Here is an 18,960-nt window from a genome sequence, read left to right on the forward strand (position 1 = left end):
CTGATCTCGCCTGCCAGAGCTGGTAGTTGACGAATGAACGGGTCCGCAAGCGCTTGTGGGGCGAGGCCGCCGACGGCCGGACGCGGAGGCGCGCACTCCGGGCGCACGCCGGAGTGAACGCACGAACCCCCTGGCAGCGACCTGCGCGTCCAGGGGGTTCGTGGTCCGTGGGCGGCCCGCCCGGGGTGGAAGGGGGCGCCCACGAGATCAGGCGAGGCCGGCCATACGCCTCCTGGCCCGGCGGTGGATCAGCAGCCCGACGCCAAGGAGCCCTGCCGCAAGGAGAGTTACCGAGATCACAGTGAGCCCGGTCGCCGCGAGGCTGCCGCCGGACGTCGTCTCCGTACCGGAGGAGCCTCCGACGCCGCCGCCGACCGTGGAACCTGCGCCCCCGGCCGATGAGCCGGCGGATCCGGAGGAACCGGACGCGCCGGCGGATGAGCCGCCGCCGGTGCCGCCGCCGGTGCCGCCACTACCTGTCGAAGCGTCACCACCGGTACCCGAAACACCGGTTGCGGTGCCGTCGGAGCCACCGGTCCGCCCATCCGGGTCGCCGGAGTCACCCGATCCACCGCTGTCACCCGAACCACCGCTGTCCGCGCCGCCGGTGGCCTCGGTGACCGTCAGCGTGACCGGGGCCGTACGCGTGGTGCCGGCCTCGTTGCGGAACTCGGCGCGGTAGCGGTGACCGTCCTGGGCGCCCCTCGCGGTGAACGTCAGCACGTGCTCGGTGGCCCCGTCCAGCTCCCGCCAGCTCTGCGATCCGTCGGTGCTCACCTGCCAGCGGACCGAGGGCTCGGGGGTGCCCTCCGCGCGCGCCGTGAGGGCCACCTCCTCCCCGGCCTCCACCGAGCGGTCGGCGGGTGCCTGGGTGACCAGGGGCGAGATCTGCCGGGTGAGGCGGGTGATCTTCCCCTCGGCGGGGCTGGTCACGTAGACCGTGGCCCCGCCCGGTGCGACGGCGAGCGAGGCGGCGCCGAGCTGCGACTGGTTGCCGGGCAGCGAGAGGTCCTTCGCCGCCGGGGTGAGGCCGGTGCTGTCGTACACCGTGAGCGTGCCGTTGTTGTCGTTGGCCGGGTCCGAGAGGTCCCCGCCGTCCTGCCAGACCACGAAGGCGCGGCCGCTCCCGACGTCGAAGGCGGCGTCCCGGGCCAGGTCCTTGCCCACCAGCGTCTTCATCAGCTTGCCCGTCGCGTCGAGGACCAGCACGGACCGGTCGACGCCCACCCACACCGCGCCGCTCGCCGGGTCGGCCTGGATGAAGCCCGCCATGCCGCCGGGCCCCGGCAGGTCGAACGAGTCGGTGACCGAGAAGGAGACCAGGTCGACCCGGTGCAGCTTCCCGGCCGCGAAGTCGCCGAACCAGACCGCGCCCCTGGCGGGGTCGGCGGCGAACCGGTTGCCGCCCGGCAGCGTGACGCTGCGGATGACCGCACCGGTCGCCGTCCCGATCTCGGAGAGCTTCGCGCCCTGGGCGACCAGCACCGTGCCCGCAGCCGTACCGGGCGCGATGTCCGTGACCGTCGACCCGGCCAGCCAGACGCCCGAGGCGGCCGCGTCGCCCGCCTTGGCTCTTCCGACGCCCCGCAGCGGGTAGTGGTAGACCACGCCGTCGCCCGGCAGCGGTCCGGCGATCCGTGCCGCCGTCGAGGCGCGCGGCTCACCGTTCGGCCCGGGGGCCTGGCTTATCCAGCTCTCGGCCTTCCCGTCCTCGGGGTCCAGTACGTACAGCCCGCGCTCGTCGACGTCGGCCGTGTCGGGGAGGTTGTCCGCGCCGACGTACAGCTTTCCGGAGCCGGGGTGGAGCAGCAGGTCCAGCGGCTTGCCCGCCGAGGTGAAGTCGGCGACCGGCTTGTACGAGACGGTTCCGGCGGGTACGCCGACACCCTCGCCGCCCGGTACGCCGGGCTCCTGGTCCGCGAAGACCACGGGGATGCGCACATCCTGCGTACGGTCGCCGCCGGCGCGGTGGTCGGCCCGGGTGACGACGGAGCACGGCACGTCGGCGCAGTCCAGCCCGTCGCCCTCGGACCGGATCTCGATCTCCACGTCGAAGGAGCCGCCCGAGCCGAAGGGCAGGGCGAGTTCACCCTCGTACGGATCGCCGGGAGGCACGATCCACTGCGAGTTCTTCGAGCCGCCGCTCATGTCGGCGCCGCCGAGGCAGGGGGAGGGGACCCGGTTCGCCCCGTTGTCCTTGCAGAGCGCGACGTAGATGCCGGCCGTGAGTCCGTACCCCTCGCCGGTGACGCGGATCTTCTGCCCCGCCGGGTCGAGACCGGTGGTGGCCGAGACGGTGAGCTTCTGGCCCTGGGGACCCGTGGCGCTCTTCGGGGTGGAGGCGTCGGCGCTGACCGCGGTGCCCGCGGGGACCGCCGCGAGGAGCAGGGCGGCGACGGCGGCCGCGGAGAGGCGTCGGCCGGGTCTGCGGGATCCGCCGGGGCCGGCCGGCGGGGTGCCCGGAGTGGGTGTCATGTCATTCCTCGTCACGACGCGGGGAGCCCGGCCCCGGCGAGGAGCGCCGGGGCCGGGCCGATGGCTGGGGGCGTCCTACACGAAGTCGATCGGCGTGTGGACGTCGTACTTGCGGTCGTTGGTGTCGGTGTGGTCGGCGCGGGTCACGACAGCGCACTCGACGGTGTCGCCGCAGATGTTGCCGCCGCCGAGATCGGCCTTGACGTGTATCCGCACGCTGAAGGTGCCGCCCGCGCCGAAGGCGGAGCTGTTGGGGAGCGTGCCGCCGCCCAGGCTGGAGACCCAGTGGGAGGCGCCGGTCGTGCCGGACTCGTCCTGGCCGCCGAGACAGGGGGAGGGCTTGTTGGCGCCCTGCGCCCCGTCGACCACGCAGAGGCTGACGTAGACGCCCTGCCCCGGGTTGTAGCCGCTGCCGGTGACGGTGATGTTCTGCCCGCCGGCGTTCGCCGTGTCGGGGGCGGCCAGCGACAGGTTGTAGGTGGTGCCCCCGTCGGTGACCGTGCGGGTCCCGGTCGCCGCTGCGGCGGGGGAGGCGAGCGAGAACGCCAGGGCGGCGGCGGAGAGGAGGGCGAGGCCCGTGCGGGCGACGGTACGGGTGGAGGGGACAGCACTCATCGAACGAGCACCTTTCTCGGCATCGGAACCAGAACCACGGACACCCAGTCGACTTAGGTAAGGCACACCTAAGTCGAAAGATGTTGATGTTGTCAACGAAAGGGCCCGTGAGGGTCCGGAAAACGATCAGATTCAGCCGAAGTCGACCGACGGAAAGGCCTGTTCCGTCCAGATGGTCTTGCCGGCCGGGGTGTAGCGCGTCCCCCACCGCTGGACGAGCTGGGCGACGATGAACAGCCCGCGCCCGCCCTCGTCGTCCTCCGCGCTGTGGCGCAGATGCGGCGAGGTGTGGCCGGTGTCCGCGACCTCGCAGAGCAGCGTGCGGTCCCGGATGAGCCGCAGCCGCAGCGGCCCGCCGCCGTACCGGACCGCGTTGGTGACCAGCTCGCTGACGACCAGTTCGGTGGCGAAGGAGAGCTCATCGAGCCCCCAGCCGCTCAGCTGACGGGTGGCCAGCTCACGCGCCCGCCCCACCGTCACCGCCTCCGCGGGCAGCTCCCACTCGGCGACCCGGCTCTCGTCCAGCTGCCGGGTCCTGGCCAGCAGAAGGGCGGTGTCGTCGGCGGTCGTGGCGTCCGGCACCAGCGTGGAGACGGCCCGGTCGCACAGCTCCTCCAGCGAGGCGGCGGGGGCGCCGAGCACCCGGCCCAGCGCGTCGAGGCCCTGGTCGATGTCGTGGCCGCGGGCCTCCACCAGACCGTCCGTGAACAGCGCCAGCAGGCTCCCCACCGGCAGCTCGATCTCCATGGACTCGAAGGGCAGACCGCCCAGGCCCAGCGGCGGCCCGGCCGGCAGATCCGGGAACGTGACGTGCCCGTCGGGGTGCACCACGGCCGGCGGCAGATGCCCGGCCCGGGCCATGACGCAGCGCCGCGAGACCGGGTCGTACACCGCGTACAGACAGGTCGCCCCGGTGGTCAGCTCGTCGTACGCGTCGCAGGCCGTGCCGTCCCGCGCGCCCGGCCGCTCGTCCAGCGGCTGCCCCACCAGGTCGTCCAGCCGGGTCAGCAGCTCGTCCGGGGCCATGTCCAGCTGGGCGAAGGCGCGGACGCTGGTGCGGAGCCGCCCCATGGTGGCGGCCGCCTGGAGGCCGTGGCCGACCACGTCCCCGACCACCAGGCCGACCCGGGTCCCGGAGAGGGGGATCACGTCGAACCAGTCACCGCCGACCCCCGTCACATCGTCCGACGGCAGATAGCGGTAGGCGATCTCGACGGCCGACTGCGGCGGCACGTGATGGGGCAGCAGCTGGCGCTGGAGGGCGAGGGAGGCCGAGCGCTCACGGGTGAAGCGGCGGGCGTTGTCGATGCAGACCGCCGCCCGGGCCGCCAGCTCGTCCGCCAGGGCGACCTCGCCGTTGTCGAAGGTGTTCGCCGGACCGTGGGCGACCGTCCGGCCGGACGTCTCGGGACGCGGACTCCGTACGAAGGTGACGAGCCCCAGCACGCTGCCGCCGACGCGCAACGGGACGACCAGGACGTTGTCGTCGAGTACGAGACCGCCGGAGGCCAGCGAGCGGTCCTGCGGCGAGCCCGGGGGATAGGAGACCGGTGGGTAGCGGTGCGCCGGGCTCCCCGGCTGGAGCGGCTCGCCCGGATCGGCGATCCCCGCCCCCGCGGAGTGCTCACCGACCCGCAGCAGGTCCATGGCCGCCGAACTCCCGGTCGCCGGAAGCTCCCCGCTCATCACCGTCGCCCGCGCGATGTCGACCCGTACGGCGGCGGCGAACTCCGGCACGGTCACCTCGGCGACCTCCTCGGCGGTGGTGACCACGTCCAGGACCGTGCCGATCCGGCGGCCTGCCTCCACCAGCAGGGCCAGGCGCTGCTGGGCGCGCTGACGGTCCGAGATGTCGAAGGCGTCCTCGCAGACCCCGAACACGTGCCCGTGCGCGTCCTGCAGCCGGTAGTAGGAGCACGACCACAGGTGTTCCGTGCCGGGGTCGCTCGGCGGAATCCCCTGGAAGTGCAGGTCCAGGATGGGTTCGCCGGTGTCGATCACGTGGTGCATCACGGCGTCGAGACTCTGCGGGTAGCCGGGTGTGACGAAGCGGCCCCCGGAGTACAGCTCGTCGGCCCGCATGCCCCGGAACTCGGCGAGCGGCTTGCCGATCTCGCGCTCGTAGGCGGTGTTGCCCCAGGTCAGCCGGAGGTCGGTGTCGTAGATCGCCAGGCCGACGGGCGACTGGGTGGCGAGCCCCTGGAGCAGGGCGAGCTGGGACTCCCACTGCCGCAGCGCCCCGAGCTCGGCGGCGACCAGCACCCGGCCCGGGGTCTCGGCTCCGGGACCGCCGCCCGCCCCCGCCAGCGGGCACACGGTGGTCGCCACCAGCAGCTCCCGGCCGTCCCGGTGGCGCGCGAGGCGGATCTCGCCGCCGTCGGGCGGTCCCGGCCCCGGGCGCTCGGCCGGGCCCGGGCCGTCCGACGCGGCCGGGAGGGAGCCGTCGGCGGGCAGCGGCGAGAGGAAAACGCCCAGAGGCCGCCCGACGGCCTCGTGCGGTCCGTAACCGAGCAGCTCGGCGGCGGCGGGGCTCCACCCCACGACCGTCTCCCGGCCGTCCAGGACCACCGTGGCCGCCCTGGCGATGTCCAGGGGGCCCCGGAAGTCGGCGGCATCCGCCGCTCTGGTCGCGCTCACCGCGCCACACCGGCCTGGTCCATGGTCTTCAGAATCCGCCCTGGTCCCGGCGGGCACAACTGCGGTAGGCCCGCGCCACGGCCGATCGGGGCGGATTCCGGCCGCCACCGGTGTGCTCCGCGGTGCGCCCGGCGGTGCGGTCAGCGCACGCCGTCGGGCCGGAACTGGACGCTGATCCTCGGCCCCGCCGCCCGTGCCGTCTTCGGGATCGCGTGCTCCCAGGTGCGCTGGCAGCTGCCGCCCATGACGATCAGGTCACCGTGCCCGAGCGCCCGGCGTACGGGCACGGGGCCAGGCCGGCGGGGCCGCAGCGCCAGATGGCGCGGTGCCCCGAGGGAGAGGATCGCGACCATGGTGTCCTCGGTGGAGCCTCGGCCGACCGTGTCTCCGTGCCAGGCGACCCCGTCCCGGCCGTCGCGGTAGTAGCAGAGCCCAGCCGTGGTGAACGGCTCGCCGAGCTCGCTCCCGTAGTGCGCGCTCAGCGCCGTACGGGCGGCGTCCAGCGCGGGGTGCGGCAGGGGATCGCTCCCGCCGAAGAAGGCCAGCAGCCGCGGGACCGCCACCACCCGCTCGTACATGACCCGCTGCTCCGCCCGCCAGGCCACACCACCGGCCAGCGTCTCGAACAGGGCGTCGGCCCCCTGGAGCCACTGCGGGAGTACGTCGATCCAGGCGCCGTGGCCGAGATGCTCACGCCGCAGCCCGTCCAGGGGGCGGACGGCGATGTCGTTCCCCTGGTCGAAGAGCGAGGTCTGAAGGTGTACGGCCATGGCATCAGCGTAACGCTATTCGTACGTGTGTGCGAATAGGTCGCCGAGTGGCTCAGCTCTCGTCGATCCGGCCGCCTCGATGAGGCCGCCGTGATCGGGGCCGCCTTGATCGGGGCCCCTCGGTCGGGCCTTCCCGATCGGCCTCTCCGGTCAGGCCTTCGTGATCAGGCCTCCTTGATGAGGTCGGCGCACTTCTCGCCGATCATCATGGTCGTGATGCAGGGATTGGCCGTGGTCAGCACCGGCATCACCGAAGCGTCGGCCACCCGCAGCCCGGTGACCCCCTTGACCCGCAGCTGCGGGTCAAGGGGCGAGTCCGGGTCGTCCACCGGGCCCATCCGTACCGTCCCCGCCGGGTGGTAGACGGTGTTGTGGGTCTCGCGGATGTAGTCGAACAGCTCCGCGTCCGTGGTCGCGCCCGCCCCCGGTGCCAGCTCGGTGCCCGCCCAGGCGGCCATCGGCTGCTTCGCCACGATCTCCCGGGCGAGACGGAGCCCGTACGTCATCACCCGTACATCGTGCTCGTCGGTGAAGTAGCGCGGATCGACCCGGGGCTTGTCCCGGAAGTCCCGGGTGCGCAGCCGGACCGTTCCCCGGGAGCGGGCACGGGTGACGTTCGGGGTGAGGCAGAACGCGTTCTCCGAGGTGGGGTAGCCGCGCCGGTAGGTGTTCAGGTCGAACGGGACCGAGCCGTAGTGGAACATCAGGTCCGGCCGGTCCAGGCCCGGCTCCGTGTCGGCGAAGATCCCGATCTCCCACCACTGGGTCGAGGTGGTGACCATGGGCTGCTTCGCCTCCCACATGATCACGCCCTCCGGGTGGTCCTGGAGGTGCGAGCCGACGCCGGGGGAGTCGACCCGGACGTCGACCCCGGTCTCCCGGAGATGGCCGGCCGGGCCGATCCCGGAGAGCATCAGCAGCTTGGGGGAGTCGATCGCACCGCAGGCCACGACCACTTCGCGCCGGGCGTGCACCCTGCCGCTGTGGACGGTGTCGGGCTCCAGGTACTCCACTCCGGTGCACCGCTCACCCTCGAAGAGGAGCCGCTTCGCCTGGAGCCCGGTCCGCAGCTCCAGGTTGGGCCGCTTGCCGAGAACGGGATGGAGGTACGAGACCGAGGCCGAGGAGCGGGTCCCGTCCTCGCGGGCGTTGATCTGGAACCAGTGCGCACCCCGCAGGACGGTGGTGCCCGTGTTGAACGGGGTGGTGGGGATGCCGGCCTCCGCGCACGCCTCCAGCAGCGCCGTACCGCACGGGTCGTCGGCCGGGATCGTGCGGAGGGTGACCGGGCCGGAGCGGCCGTGGTGGTCGCCGGGCGCGTCGTTGGTCTCCAGCCGCTTGTAGAGCGGGAAGCACTCCGCCGCGCTCCACCCGGTGCAGCCCAGCGCGCCCCACTCGTCGAGATCCTCGGCCGGGGCCCAGAAGGCGATGCAGGAGTTGTGCGAGGAGCAGCCGCCGAGCACCTTGGCACGGGCGTGCCGCATGAAGCTGTTGCCGTACTCCTGCGGCTCCACCGGATAGTCCCAGTCGTAACCGGACTCCAGCAGCGCCATCCACCGGTCCAGCCGCAGGATGCTGTCGTCCCCGACGTCCGAAGGTCCGGCTTCGAGTACGCAGACGGTGACGTCCGGGTCCTCGGTGAGCCGGGCGGCGACGACGGCACCGGCCGTACCGCCGCCGACCACGACGTAGTCGTACACGGGCACAGGGCTCTCCTCGGGCATCGCGTCTCCAGGGCTCAAGGGTTCGGCGGCGGAACGGTGGGGTCCTCGGCCAGGAAGCGGTGCTCGGCGAGCACGCCCGTACGGTGCCGCTGGACGAACCAGTAGTAGGCGAAGCCGCCGAGGGCGACGACGCCGATGAAGAGGAACGCGCCCCACCGCAGGTACCAGTGCTGCGGGCCCGTCGCGTTGTAGACCTCGGCGCGCGGCCAGGCCAGGTTGAGGGACATCGCCGTCCCCCAGAGCACCGCGAGGACGTTGACCGGCAGCCCCCACCTGCCCAGCGAGAACGCGCCCTCGCGCGGCTGCCAGGTGCCGCGCAGCCGCTGGAGCAGCATGGGCACGGTGACCAGCAGATAGGCCACGTAGATCATGATGATCGCGATGCTGGTGATCACCGAGAAGATCTGCGGCTGGTTGATGTTGACCACCAGGATCACCACGCCGACCACCCCGATCAGCACGGCGGGCACCACCGGCGTCCGGAAACGGGGGCTGACCCGGGCCAGCTTCGAGCCGGCGGGCAGGTTGTTGTCCCGGGCCATCGCGAACATCAGCCGGATACCGGCCGCCTGCACCGCCAGCACGCAGACCGTGATCGCGACGACCACCGCCCAGAGGAAGACCTCCCCGACGGTCTCGCCGAGCGTCGCCAGCACCACGTACTGGAGTCCGCCCGTGGACAGCTCCTCGGCCTGGAGGTCCGGCACCGAGAGCAGCGCGAAGAGCAGGATGAACGCGCCGATCAGGAACGACGCGATGAGCGCCCGCAGGATGGCGCGGGGCGCGTTGCGGCCCGGGTTGTGCGACTCCTCGCCGAGGGAGGAGGCGGTGTCGAAGCCGTACATGACGTACGCGGAGGCGAGCGACGCGGTGAGGAACGCCCCGAAGTAGCCGAGCGACTGGCCACTGCCGAGGCCGTACGTCTCCGTCAGCGCGGTGCTGGGGCCCCGAGTGATGTGCGCGGCCAGGAAGATGATCAGGGCGACGGCGGCGACCAGCTCGATGAAGACGCCCGCGGAGTTGATCCGGGCCATCAGCTTGATGCCGAACGCGTTCACCAGCGTGGAGAAGAGGATGAGCACCGTGCCCAGGAGAACGGCGTTGGCCGCCTGGTCGTTCCGGCCGCTGCCGTCGCCGATGAACTGGAACCAGCCGTCGATCTGCGGCAGCGTGATCTGGTATGCCAGCGCCACCGCCGAGAGCGTGACCATGGTGGCCGTCATCATCATCCAGCCGCCGAGCCACCCCACATGCGGGCCGCCCATCTTCTTGGCCCAGTTGTAGACCGAACCGGCCACCGGATAGCGGGCCGCCAGCTCGCAGAAGCACAGGGCCACCATCAGCTGCCCGCAGAAGACCATCGGCCAGGACCACCAGTAGGCGGGACCGCCGAAGCTGACGCCGAAGTAGAACAGCTGGAAGGTGCCGGTGAGGATCGAGATGTAGCTGATCCCGGCGGCGAAGGTGTGGAAGTTGCCCAGGGTGCGCTTGAGTTCGGGGCGATACCCCATCTCCCCGAGCGCGTCGTCGTCGTGCTGCGTCTGGGTCCTCGCCGCGGGCCCTGGCTCCGAACCGCCGTCCGTGCTCACTCGAACCACCGCTGCGGGACCGCGGCGACATTGCGCCAGATGTGCTTGGCCTCCTGGTACTCGGCCAGCCCCGCCGGTCCCAGCTCACGGCCGAAACCGGACTGCTTCATACCGCCCCACTCCGCCTGCGGTACGTAGGGGTGGAAGTCGTTGATCCATACGGTGCCGGCGCGCAGCCGCGAGGCCACCCGGTGGGCGCGCCCGCCGTCCTGCGTCCAGACCGCGCCCGCCAGCCCGTACACCGTGTCGTTGGCGAGCCGCACCGCCTCGTCCTCGTCCCGGAACCGCTCCACCGTGAGCACCGGCCCGAACGACTCGTCCCGCACCACGGACATGGACGAGCGGCACTCGTCCAGCACGGTCGGCGGGTAGTAGAAGCCGTCCGCCAGCGCGGGATCGTCGGGTCGCGCCCCGCCGCAGCGCAGTACGGCGCCTTCGGCGATGCCCTCGGCCACGTACGCCTCGACCTTGTCGCGGTGGGCGGCGGAGATCAGCGGACCGCTGCGGGCGTCCTCGTCGAAGGGGCCGCCGAGCCTGATCCGGCGGGCCCCGGCCACCAGCTCGTCCACGAACCGGTCGTGCAGCTCGTCCTGCACAAGGAGCCGCGCCCCGGCGGAACAGACCTGCCCCGAGTGCAGGAAGACCGCCATCAGCCCGTAGTCGACGGCGGTCTCGAAGTCGGCGTCGGCGAAGACGATGTTCGGGTTCTTGCCGCCCAGCTCCAGGGCGACCTTCTTCACGGTCGGCGCGGCGGCCGCCATGATGGCCCGCCCGGTGGCCAGCCCCCCGGTGAACGAGACCATGTCCACCCGCGGATCCCCGGTGAGCGGCGCGCCCACGGCCGCCCCCGCCCCGAGCACCAGATTGGCGACCCCCTCCGGCAGCTCGGCCTCCACGAGCAGCCCCATGAGCAGGACGGCGGTGTGCGGGGTCAGTTCGCTGGGCTTGAGGACGAAGGTGTTGCCGGCGGCGAGCGCCGGGGCGACCTTCCACGCGGTCTGGAGCAGCGGATAGTTCCACGGCGTGATGAGCGCGCAGACCCCGACCGGTTCGTACACGATCCGGCTGTCGACGTCCGCGATCCCGGTGTCGACGACCCGGCCCCCGTCCCCGGCGGCCACGAGATCGCCGAAGTACCGGAAGCAGTTGGCGATGTCGTCCATGTCGTACGCGCTCTCGACCAGCCGCTTGCCGGTGTCCAGCGACTCCGCCCGCGCGAAGAGATCCTTGTCGCGCTCCAGCAGCTCCGCGACCCGCAGCAGCAGCCGCCCCCGCTCGGCGGCCGGCGTACCGGGCCAGGGCCCGTCGTCGAATGCGGCCCGAGCGGCGGCGACGGCAGCGTCGGCGTCCTTGCGCCCGCCCTCGTCGACGGTGGCGACCAGCGTGCCGTCGGCCGGGCAGCGGATCTCCCGCGTGCCCGCGTCGGCGGCAGTGGTCCACCGGCCGCCGATGAACAGCTCCGGCATGGGCTCCTCCTGTACGGGTCCTGCACGGGTGGGGCGGTCGGCCGACACCTCCTGTGTCGACTCCAGGACAGAGAGTAAGGGCGTAGGGGTATGCGCGCAGCGCGGGCGCGGCCGGGCGGTGCCGGGGCGCGGGCGGGCGGTGCTGTGGCTCGGGCGGTACTGCGCGTGTCCTCGCTCCTGCGCGTGCCCTCGGTGCTACGCGTGACTATGCGTGCCGTCGGCGGAGGGGCGGTGCGAGGGACTCCTGCGGCTCCCGCCCCGCCGTGTCGAGGATGACGTGCTCCCGGTCCCGGGGCCGGTAGTCGCGGTCGAGGATCCGCTCCCGGTCGGGCTGCGGCGGGCCGGGGATGTCGGAGGGGCGGGTGGCGATGCGGCGTCGGCGCTCAGCCGCATCCGAGCAGACCACCTCGACCTCGACGACCGGGACGCCCCCTCCGATGCCCACCTCCGGCCGGGCGCCACGGGTGACGGCTAGGGGGTTCACCGACTCCGCGATCACGGACAGCCCCTGCTGGAGGTGGTCCCCGGCCAGGGCGTACCCCAGGGTGCACCCGGCCGGCCCGACGGGATGCGCAGCAGGCCTCCGGCCGGATCATCGACACGGAGCCCCTTCCGGCGGTCGCTGATCCCCTACGACCACCCCGCCGCGCGACCGGCGTGCAGAGACGCATCAACCGTCGAGGAGGCCAGGCGGAGCGCCTTGAGCGCACCCGCGCTCAGCGCCACCTCATTGTCCGGGCCCGCGACCGCCCGGCCCCCGTTCACCTCCTACACCCTCTGTGTGGTGTTCACCAGGGTGAAGCGGCCGTCGTCCTGGGCGTCGAGCAGGAGGACGTACTCCTTGCCCTCGGTCAGGGCGGCGGTCTCCGGGCCTGCCCCGGGCGTCGCATAGGACACCTCGACCGTACGGCCCGGATCCGCCCCCCCTCGCGGTCGCCGTTACCGCCGCCGTGGCGGCTCGGTGCGCGCCCGGGCCGACAACTCGTTCGACTTCTGTTCCGTCTCCAGAGCCGGGACGGGGGTGGCGGTTCGGGCCGGAGGCCTCACTCGCATCATGCCGACTCCTCGGACAGGCGGGCCATGGCACGGCAGTGACTGCCCAGCAGGTTCCGCGCGGTGATGAACGGCCAGCCACCGGTGACGTCCGCGCCGACCTTGAGGACGTGCTCCCAGGCGATCCGGAACACCTCGGCGGTGAACTCCTCCGCGGCGGCGCGATCGCCCAGGCGCCGGTGTACGGAGGTCATCACACGTGGGTGGTCCTGCACACACAAAGCCGTGAACCGCGCGGTGTGTTCACGCTCGCTTCCGGTCTGCATGGTCTCCACGCCCGTACGTGCCGTGGGGGCCTGCACTTCCTTACAGTCCCCGGAGAAGAATCATCCGAGTCCGCGGCAGGGCATCCGCACCGCGTGCCCGCCCGTACGCGGCAGGACGTCCGTGGGACTCACCGCGGCCGCGCGCACCCGGACACGGACCTCACCAGGATCTGCCTGAGTCCCGGGCAGATCCAGCACCCGCAGGGCCTCCGCCTCCCCAACTCGTATATGCCAGCAGCTTTCATGCCTCGCCCGACCAGCCCGGCCCGACACGCATGCCCCGGCAGCGCCGTAATCCGGACCATCAGGCCGGCGGCGTACGGAGGCGGACATGAGTAGGGCTACTCATGCGACTGATACCCGCGGACGGCATTGTTCAGATCGTCAGCAGATCAGTCACCACGCCGGGCATTCCGGCATCCCCGGGAGAACCGCCATGGACAAGAAGTCCCGCTCGCTGCCCCAGGCTCTCCGCCACTACCTGATCAACCCTCTGGCACTGGGCTATCTGGGCGTCGTCCTCGCGGTGTGCCTGTGGGTGACTGTGGACGCCATCTCCCACTCCTCTTCCGGAGATGCCAGCTTCGCCGGAATGTGGGCCATCCTGGTCACCGCACCGACCTCGATGCCGTTCCTCGTCGCCGGTCCCGTCGGGCTGATAGGCATTCCCATCGGTGCCGTTGTCCAGGCCGCCGTGCTCGGTGCCCTGTACCGCCACCTCACCGAACGGCGGGACCACAGCCCCGAGAACGGCGTCAGCAACGCCTGACCTCCCGGAAGTTCTCCAGGTCCAGCGTAGAGAGGCCGGCGCCATCCGTCGTGTCCGAGTCAGGGGCGGCTGGCCGATCTCCTGAACGACGATCAGCTGGAGGCCCTGGACCGAGGGGAGCGGGTTGAACCCCGGCTGGGTGAAGCTCCTGCCCGGTATCACCCCGCGCGTAGGCAGAACGGGTGTCCGGCCGGGCTGGCGTAGACCCGGCTGCCGGTCCGGGTCCCCTCGGTGATGTCGCCGGTGGGGCGCAGGCGGGAGGCGCCGGCGTCGGTGGCCGCGCGGTCGGCGCTCACGAGGTCCTCGACGGCAAAGTCGAGGTGCATCTGCTGGGGGCTGCCGTCGGGCCAGTTGGGGGCGATGCTGCCGGGGGCCGACTGGATGACGATGACGGGCAGGCCGGGGGCCTGGATGAAGTGGTGGGACGGTGTGCGATGGATCGAGCCGCCGAGCAGCTGGTGCCAGAACGCGCTCTCGGGCTCGATCTCGGCAGCATCGATGATCACGGAACTCAGGGTCATGGGCATGGGAAAGTCCTGTTCTCGGATCGGTTGACGCTCAGACGGTCGGGATGATGCCGCCATCGACGCGGAACTGGGCTCCGGTGAGCCACTTGGCGCGGCCGGAGGCGAGGAAGGCGATCATCTCGGCGACGTCCTCGGGCTCCCCGGGGCGGCCCATGGGCAGGTTCAGGTGGTCCACGATCTGCTGGGTGACCTGCTCGGTGCTCACGCCCTGCTGCTCGGCCATCCGCTGCAGGTGGGCGTCGGCGCCGTCGGTGAGGACGAAGCCGGGGAGCACGCACACCACACGTACCCCGTTCGCGCCGACCTCGGTGGCCAGCTCGCGGCTGTAGACGTTGAGCGCGGCCTTGGCCGCGGCGTAGGACGCCTCGGAGCGCTGGGGCAGCTGGCTGGCGATGGAGGAGACGTGCACAACGACACCGGACCCCTGCTCGACCATCCCGGGCACCAGGGCACGGTCCAGACGTACGGCGCTGAGGAGATTCATCTCCAGGTCCGCCCTCCACGAGTCGTCCGAGCGGCTCAGGGTCGGCGCGGGGGCGCTCGCGGCACCGGCGTTGTTCACCAGTACGTCTACCCCGCCGACCTCATCGATGACGCGGCGGCCGAGGTCCGCCACCCCCTCGGGCGTGGACAGATCCGCTGCGATGAACGCCGCTCCGCTGTCCCGCCCGGGCCTGCTGCGTGAGGCGGTCAGCACGGTCGCCCCGGCCGACACGAAACGACGCACGGTCGCCTCGCCCAGCCCGCGGCTGCCGCCGGTGACCAGTACGCGCAGGCCCTTCAGGCCCTCGTCAATGTCCGGCATGGAAGACTCCCCAGTAAAGTGAACCCGACTCCGGAAACGGTACACCTAAACGGAACCAGACTCACCTTATGGAGGTCGTCATGCCGACAGCACGCCCGATGCGCGCTGACGCGCGCCGCAACCGCGAGGCGCTGCTGACCACTGCCCGCCAGGCGTTCCTCGACGGCGACACCGGCACCCACGTGGAGGACATCGCCCGCAAGGCGGGGGTCGCCGTGGGCACGCTCTACCGCCACTTCGAGACCCGGGAGGCGCTGATCGAGGAGGTCTGGCGCTCCGAGGTCGACGACCTGTGCGACTCCGCCGACGTACTACTCGATGAGCACACCCCGCCAGAGGCGCTGCGTCGGTTCCTGCTGCTGCTCGTGGACCATGCCGCTGTGGGCAAGGGCATGTCCGTTGCCCTGGAGAGCATCATGGCCACCGACTCACCGGTATTCGACGACGCCCGCACTCGCATGTCCGACGCCCTGACCCGCCTCCTGGACGCCGGCCATGCGCAAGGCACGCTGCGCGGTGACGTCACCGGTCCCACCCTGCTGCGGGCTCTGGGAGGCGTGTGCACCCTGCGCGCGACGCCGGGATGGATCGATGAAGCCCGCCAGATCGCCTCCCTCATCTTCGACGGCCTTCGCTACAGCGCCACCGGGCCACGGTGAAACGGCTGCACCCGGCGCAGAGACCGGCCGTCAGGTGCCACCTGCGACGATGCACTTCCCGCAGTGCCGGTATCGCCGCCTGACCGGCGTCGTACACCGCGCGGGGGTTCCCCCGACGGACAGCGGCAAGAGCGCCATGGACCCCATCCGGTGTGAGCGGCAGCAGACCGGAGGGAGGAGATCAGGATCCCGGTGATCCCGACGTGGTCGTCGAGGAAGTCGAAGGGGCGCCGGGGCGAGTCCGGCGTAGGCGGCGAGGTGGGCGGCGGAGGGGAAGTCGCTGCCGTCGCCGACCTCGATGAGGGTCCTGGCTTCGGTCCTGATCCCGACTCCGGGCATCGAGATCAGGACTCGGGAAAGAGGGTGGGCCTCCAGCAGCTGCTCGTCCCACCGTCTCGATCGTGGGGACGGGCCGCCCTTGAGGTGATCCGTCCTTCAGTCCGAAGCCGTGGAGTGTGTCGCCTCCCCGGTGTTCACGGCCGGGCCCGCGGCCCGACCAGTTGCTGGTAGAGGGCGCGGCGTGACTCGGGGTCGTCCTCGGTGTGTGCGAGTTGTTCTTCCCAGTCGCGCTGGATTTCCTCCAGATAGGTTCGCCAGTCCCCGCTCTGATGTGCGGCGCCCATTTGCTGGAGATCGACGTAGCGTTCGTTCTTGCCCAGCCCCCCGGAGCCGGTTTTGTCGGCCTTGTGCCCGTGCAGGATTGATTCAGGGTTCGAGGTGGCTTCGGTGGAGCGGAAGTCGTGCTGGTATCCGACGGGGCTGGCGGCGTGTGGGGCGATGGTCTCAATGCCGATCTGGAGGGATCCGTCCCTCTCCGCCGTGGGACGGTGGTAGACCAGCAGGACATGGCCGTAGGAGCCGTTCGGCAGGACCATGTTGCCGTTCCAGTCCTTGGAGCCGATTCCGCCGCCGGAGATGTCCTTGCCCCAGAGCTTGGGGCTGGCGGCTCCGACGGCGAGCTTGTTGGTGACCGATGCCAGGATGCCTCCCTTCTCCTTGAACGTGCCGCGCGCGTCGGACTTGTTGGCGCTGATGGAGGTGCGGTGGGTGGCGAACGGCCGCTCGGTGAAACCTTCTGCGGTCTCTCCCTTGGTGTCGTCCTTGGTCACCCCCAGGAAGTGGGGCAGCCAGTGATCAGGTTCGTCCTTTTCACTCAGTGCGGGAATCCGCACGTTGACGCGTCCGCCGTGCGCGAGCGCGCGAATGACGTCCTTCTCGTAATCCACCGCGTGGCCGCCACCCTCGGGATTGTAGAGCTGAAGACCGTGACGCAGGACGAGAAGTATCTTGGTGAGCATTTCGCGGCCCTGGACGTCCCTCGCGGCATAATCCGGGGCTTTCGCGCCTCCCCCACCGAGCGGAGTGCCCTCCGCGGGGACGGAGCCTTCATGGCGGCGTCCGGGTGCCATGCCTTCCGGGTGGAGGGTGTCGACCGCCGTGTCGCGGATCTGCTGGTCGCGCTCTTGCTCCAGGACCTGCCGCACCGCTGGGGCAGTGCCGGGGGCTCGGGTCTCCATGAACCGGCCGAGCGTGTAGGCGGGGTCGGTCGGAGTGAGCACTTCCGGGTTTCTCAGGATGGGGTGGTTTCCACGGACGGCCAGCGTGGCGGTGAGGACGCGCTTACCCGCAGGCAGCTTCAGCCAGTTGTCGAACGGCCCTTCGGTGTACTTCTCAGCCTCTGAGTACGTCCCGATCCCGACATCGGTCAGCCACTGCGGATTGATCTCGGACAGCCTCCTGATGTCGGCCAACTCCTCGTCGCCGAATGTCTCCCCACGCATCACCCGCCGGTCCAGAGTTTTCCGCAGCCGGGCCGGTCCCCTGACCATCCACTGTTCGGGCCACCACGTGCCGGGAGCGAAGACGTTGCTCTTGGACTTCTTCTGTACGGTGTGCTGCTCGATCGACTGGCTCAGACGAGAAATGATCTCCTTGCCCTTGGGCGCCTCTTCCTCAAGCCCCGCCTCCCCAGCCGTGGGGGGCTCTTCTGTGCCTGCACGCTGGACCGCTGCCGCCGCGAGCCGACGGGCGACGGTGGCGCTGCCGGGAACAGGGCGCTGTGCTCGTATTCCTTCGCCCACGACGGTACTGGGGCCACCCGCGTTCATCCGCGAAGCGTTCGATTCCGCCTCCCGCTCCTCGCGGTCCGCCGGATGAGTCATGGTGAAACCACTGCCCGTGGCATGACCGGTCGAGGCACCCTGACGGTTGCGGACGGTATGGGTCAGTTCGTGGTCCAGCGTCTTGAAGTCGCGTCCGTCCTTGCCGATGACGATGTCCTGGCCGACCGTGAACGCCCGGGCCTGTACTGCGGCCGCCGCGAACTCTGCGGAGGGCCCCGTATGGAGGCGCACACCAGTGAGATCGGCCTGGAACTGGGTTTCCTTCCGGGCCAGAGTCGCACGGTCAAGAGGGCGGCCTGGCGCGCGAAGTCCGGCCTCAACAGCCGCCCGGTCCGGTGCAGGTGACGTCACCTCATCGAAGGAGGTCCCTTCGGCTGAGCTCGGCTCCGCATCCGCTACGCGCTGTCGGCGCATCAGCTCCAGCACTGCCCGGTTGCCCACGCTGGCCTGCAGCGCCATGAATCCGCCGGCGGACGCTGGGCGCACGACTCTCTGCGAGCTGCCCCGTTCGTCCGCGCGCCCATTGTCGTGAGACCTCATGCGTGCTCCTCAACTACCAACTCAGCTTTGAGGTATAGGTGCCGTGGTCCTATCAGAAACCACGGGCCGACCATCACGCACGCCTTCTGAACGCGATGACAACGGAGTTGGCCCCTTAGGGCAAACTTTCACCGACAGTCCTGCCCCTGGCAGGCAAGCCGCCTATACCTCACGGATGATGTTGTTCATCACCCGTCTCGGCCAGGTGTCTGGCCGCAGGTCGGGGACGCCGGGCGAGGCTCTCATCGACTGTGCGTGGGCGCCGTAGGGACGCTGCAGGCTGGGCATCCTGAGCAACAGCTTCGTCGGCGCCCGGGAGCTCCGGACCCTCGCTCTCAGGGCGCGTCCCTCTCACGTGACGACTGCCTGACGGGCCTGGGGCCGTAGCCGGCGAGGCATCGACTCCGCCCCTCGAGACGCCCTTCCTGTGGGCGTCGTTGGTGCCGGGGCGGCAGTAAAAACTCTCCATGCCGACGTGCGATCTGAAGGCTATCCACCGGTCGTTTTCCACCCACACCCACCTGAGCCCCAGCACTTGGCGACGACGGCCTTGAAGCTGCCGTAGCCAGACCCGTATCCGGAGTGAGCGCACGTGCTCCTCGAAGAAGGCTTCCTGTCCCGTGGAGGCGAAGACCCGGTGGGCCGCATTCCCGAATACGACAGGCGGAAGGGGAACAGACAACAGGTCGCCGTCCGGCGCGCGACGAAGGCGGTCGCCCTGCCGCGGGGCCGCCTGCATGTTCCCGTCCGGCAGTCGCTCGGCCATCGGCTGGATCGACTTGCACCGCCCGTCCGGCATCAGACCTGGCAGATAGCAGCCGCCCCACCGCCGCTGATCCCGTCGCGGCGAGGAGGCGAACACATCGGCAGCGAACTCCGACAACTCACCCCGGAGCCGTTCCACCTCCCCAAGCTTCATGGCCGGAAGATGCCCACCACCAG

The 18,960-nt window shown here is 71.0% G+C and carries 15 protein-coding genes and 2 pseudogenes; 2 read left to right on the forward strand and 15 right to left on the reverse strand.

Annotated elements, in window-relative coordinates; genetic code table 11:
* Positions 1-207: 207 nt before the first annotated feature.
* The 10 genes from D6270_RS26890 to D6270_RS26930 all read right to left on the reverse strand — a co-directional run bounded on the left by D6270_RS26890 (position 208) and on the right by D6270_RS26930 (position 12,523).
* On the reverse strand, positions 208-2,475 hold the full coding sequence (locus D6270_RS26890) for a hypothetical protein (RefSeq protein ID WP_109163105.1): 2,268 nt from the start codon (positions 2,473-2,475) through the stop codon (positions 208-210).
* Between the two features lie 75 nt (positions 2,476-2,550).
* Positions 2,551-3,090, reverse strand: coding sequence for a hypothetical protein (locus tag D6270_RS26895; protein ID WP_109163104.1), 540 nt, complete (start codon positions 3,088-3,090; stop codon positions 2,551-2,553).
* Between the two features lie 132 nt (positions 3,091-3,222).
* The gene (locus D6270_RS26900) at positions 3,223-5,727 is read right to left on the reverse strand and encodes a SpoIIE family protein phosphatase (RefSeq protein WP_109163103.1); all 2,505 of its coding nucleotides are present in this window, start codon (positions 5,725-5,727) and stop codon (positions 3,223-3,225) included.
* A 140-nt stretch (positions 5,728-5,867) separates the two neighbouring features.
* Positions 5,868-6,497, reverse strand: a complete 630-nt coding sequence (locus tag D6270_RS26905) for an alpha-ketoglutarate-dependent dioxygenase AlkB (RefSeq protein WP_109163102.1) — start codon at positions 6,495-6,497, stop codon at positions 5,868-5,870.
* Positions 6,498-6,661: 164 nt separating this feature from the next.
* Complete coding sequence (locus D6270_RS26910; protein ID WP_109163101.1) at positions 6,662-8,221, reverse strand: GMC family oxidoreductase; 1,560 nt, start codon at positions 8,219-8,221, stop codon at positions 6,662-6,664.
* A 14-nt stretch (positions 8,222-8,235) separates the two neighbouring features.
* Positions 8,236-9,819: an APC family permease gene (locus tag D6270_RS26915; protein ID WP_376199345.1), complete on the reverse strand. Its 1,584-nt coding sequence runs from the start codon at positions 9,817-9,819 to the stop codon at positions 8,236-8,238.
* Positions 9,807-11,276: an aldehyde dehydrogenase family protein gene (locus tag D6270_RS26920; protein WP_109163099.1), complete on the reverse strand. Its 1,470-nt coding sequence runs from the start codon at positions 11,274-11,276 to the stop codon at positions 9,807-9,809. The genes D6270_RS26915 and D6270_RS26920 overlap by 13 nt, the downstream gene beginning before the upstream one ends.
* 205 nt (positions 11,277-11,481) lie before the next feature.
* On the reverse strand, positions 11,482-11,775 hold the full coding sequence (locus D6270_RS26925) for a hypothetical protein (RefSeq protein WP_225976956.1): 294 nt from the start codon (positions 11,773-11,775) through the stop codon (positions 11,482-11,484).
* Between the two features lie 269 nt (positions 11,776-12,044).
* On the reverse strand, positions 12,045-12,173 hold the full coding sequence (locus tag D6270_RS33710; RefSeq protein WP_264081535.1) for a hypothetical protein: 129 nt from the start codon (positions 12,171-12,173) through the stop codon (positions 12,045-12,047).
* A 155-nt stretch (positions 12,174-12,328) separates the two neighbouring features.
* A complete protein-coding gene (locus D6270_RS26930; RefSeq protein ID WP_158650551.1) occupies positions 12,329-12,523 on the reverse strand; it encodes an RNA polymerase sigma factor in 195 nt (64 codons plus the stop codon).
* Positions 12,524-13,031: 508 nt separating this feature from the next.
* Between D6270_RS26930 and D6270_RS26940 the strand changes: the two genes are divergently transcribed.
* Positions 13,032-13,364 carry an SCO4225 family membrane protein gene (locus D6270_RS26940; RefSeq protein ID WP_109163097.1) on the forward strand — a complete coding sequence of 111 codons (333 nt, stop codon included), beginning with the start codon at positions 13,032-13,034 and terminating at the stop codon, positions 13,362-13,364.
* Positions 13,365-13,522: 158 nt separating this feature from the next.
* Here D6270_RS26940 and D6270_RS26950 read toward each other — a convergent pair whose 3' ends face one another.
* Both D6270_RS26950 and D6270_RS26955 read right to left on the reverse strand, forming a co-directional pair.
* Positions 13,523-13,891 (reverse strand): VOC family protein, encoded by a 369-nt coding sequence (locus D6270_RS26950; RefSeq protein ID WP_109163096.1) that lies wholly within the window; start codon positions 13,889-13,891, stop codon positions 13,523-13,525.
* A 31-nt stretch (positions 13,892-13,922) separates the two neighbouring features.
* Positions 13,923-14,696, reverse strand: a complete 774-nt coding sequence (locus D6270_RS26955) for an SDR family oxidoreductase (RefSeq protein ID WP_109163095.1) — start codon at positions 14,694-14,696, stop codon at positions 13,923-13,925.
* An 80-nt stretch (positions 14,697-14,776) separates the two neighbouring features.
* Between D6270_RS26955 and D6270_RS26960 the strand changes: the two genes are divergently transcribed.
* A complete protein-coding gene (locus D6270_RS26960) occupies positions 14,777-15,355 on the forward strand; it encodes a TetR/AcrR family transcriptional regulator (RefSeq protein ID WP_109167259.1) in 579 nt (192 codons plus the stop codon).
* A 231-nt stretch (positions 15,356-15,586) separates the two neighbouring features.
* On the opposite strand, the pseudogene D6270_RS26965 reads toward D6270_RS26960, so the two are convergent.
* The 3 genes and pseudogenes from D6270_RS26965 to D6270_RS33400 all read right to left on the reverse strand — a co-directional run.
* Positions 15,587-15,739 (reverse strand): annotated as a pseudogene (locus tag D6270_RS26965) (transposase); the annotation flags it as partial.
* An 89-nt stretch (positions 15,740-15,828) separates the two neighbouring features.
* The gene (locus tag D6270_RS32605; RefSeq protein ID WP_158650552.1) at positions 15,829-17,937 is read right to left on the reverse strand and encodes an eCIS core domain-containing protein; all 2,109 of its coding nucleotides are present in this window, start codon (positions 17,935-17,937) and stop codon (positions 15,829-15,831) included.
* 814 nt (positions 17,938-18,751) lie between these two features.
* Positions 18,752-18,937: pseudogene (locus D6270_RS33400) on the reverse strand (transposase); the annotation flags it as partial.
* Positions 18,938-18,960 lie beyond the last annotated feature (23 nt).

It is taken from the genome of Streptomyces griseus subsp. griseus, from assembly GCF_003610995.1.
Lineage (GTDB): Bacteria > Actinomycetota > Actinomycetes > Streptomycetales > Streptomycetaceae > Streptomyces.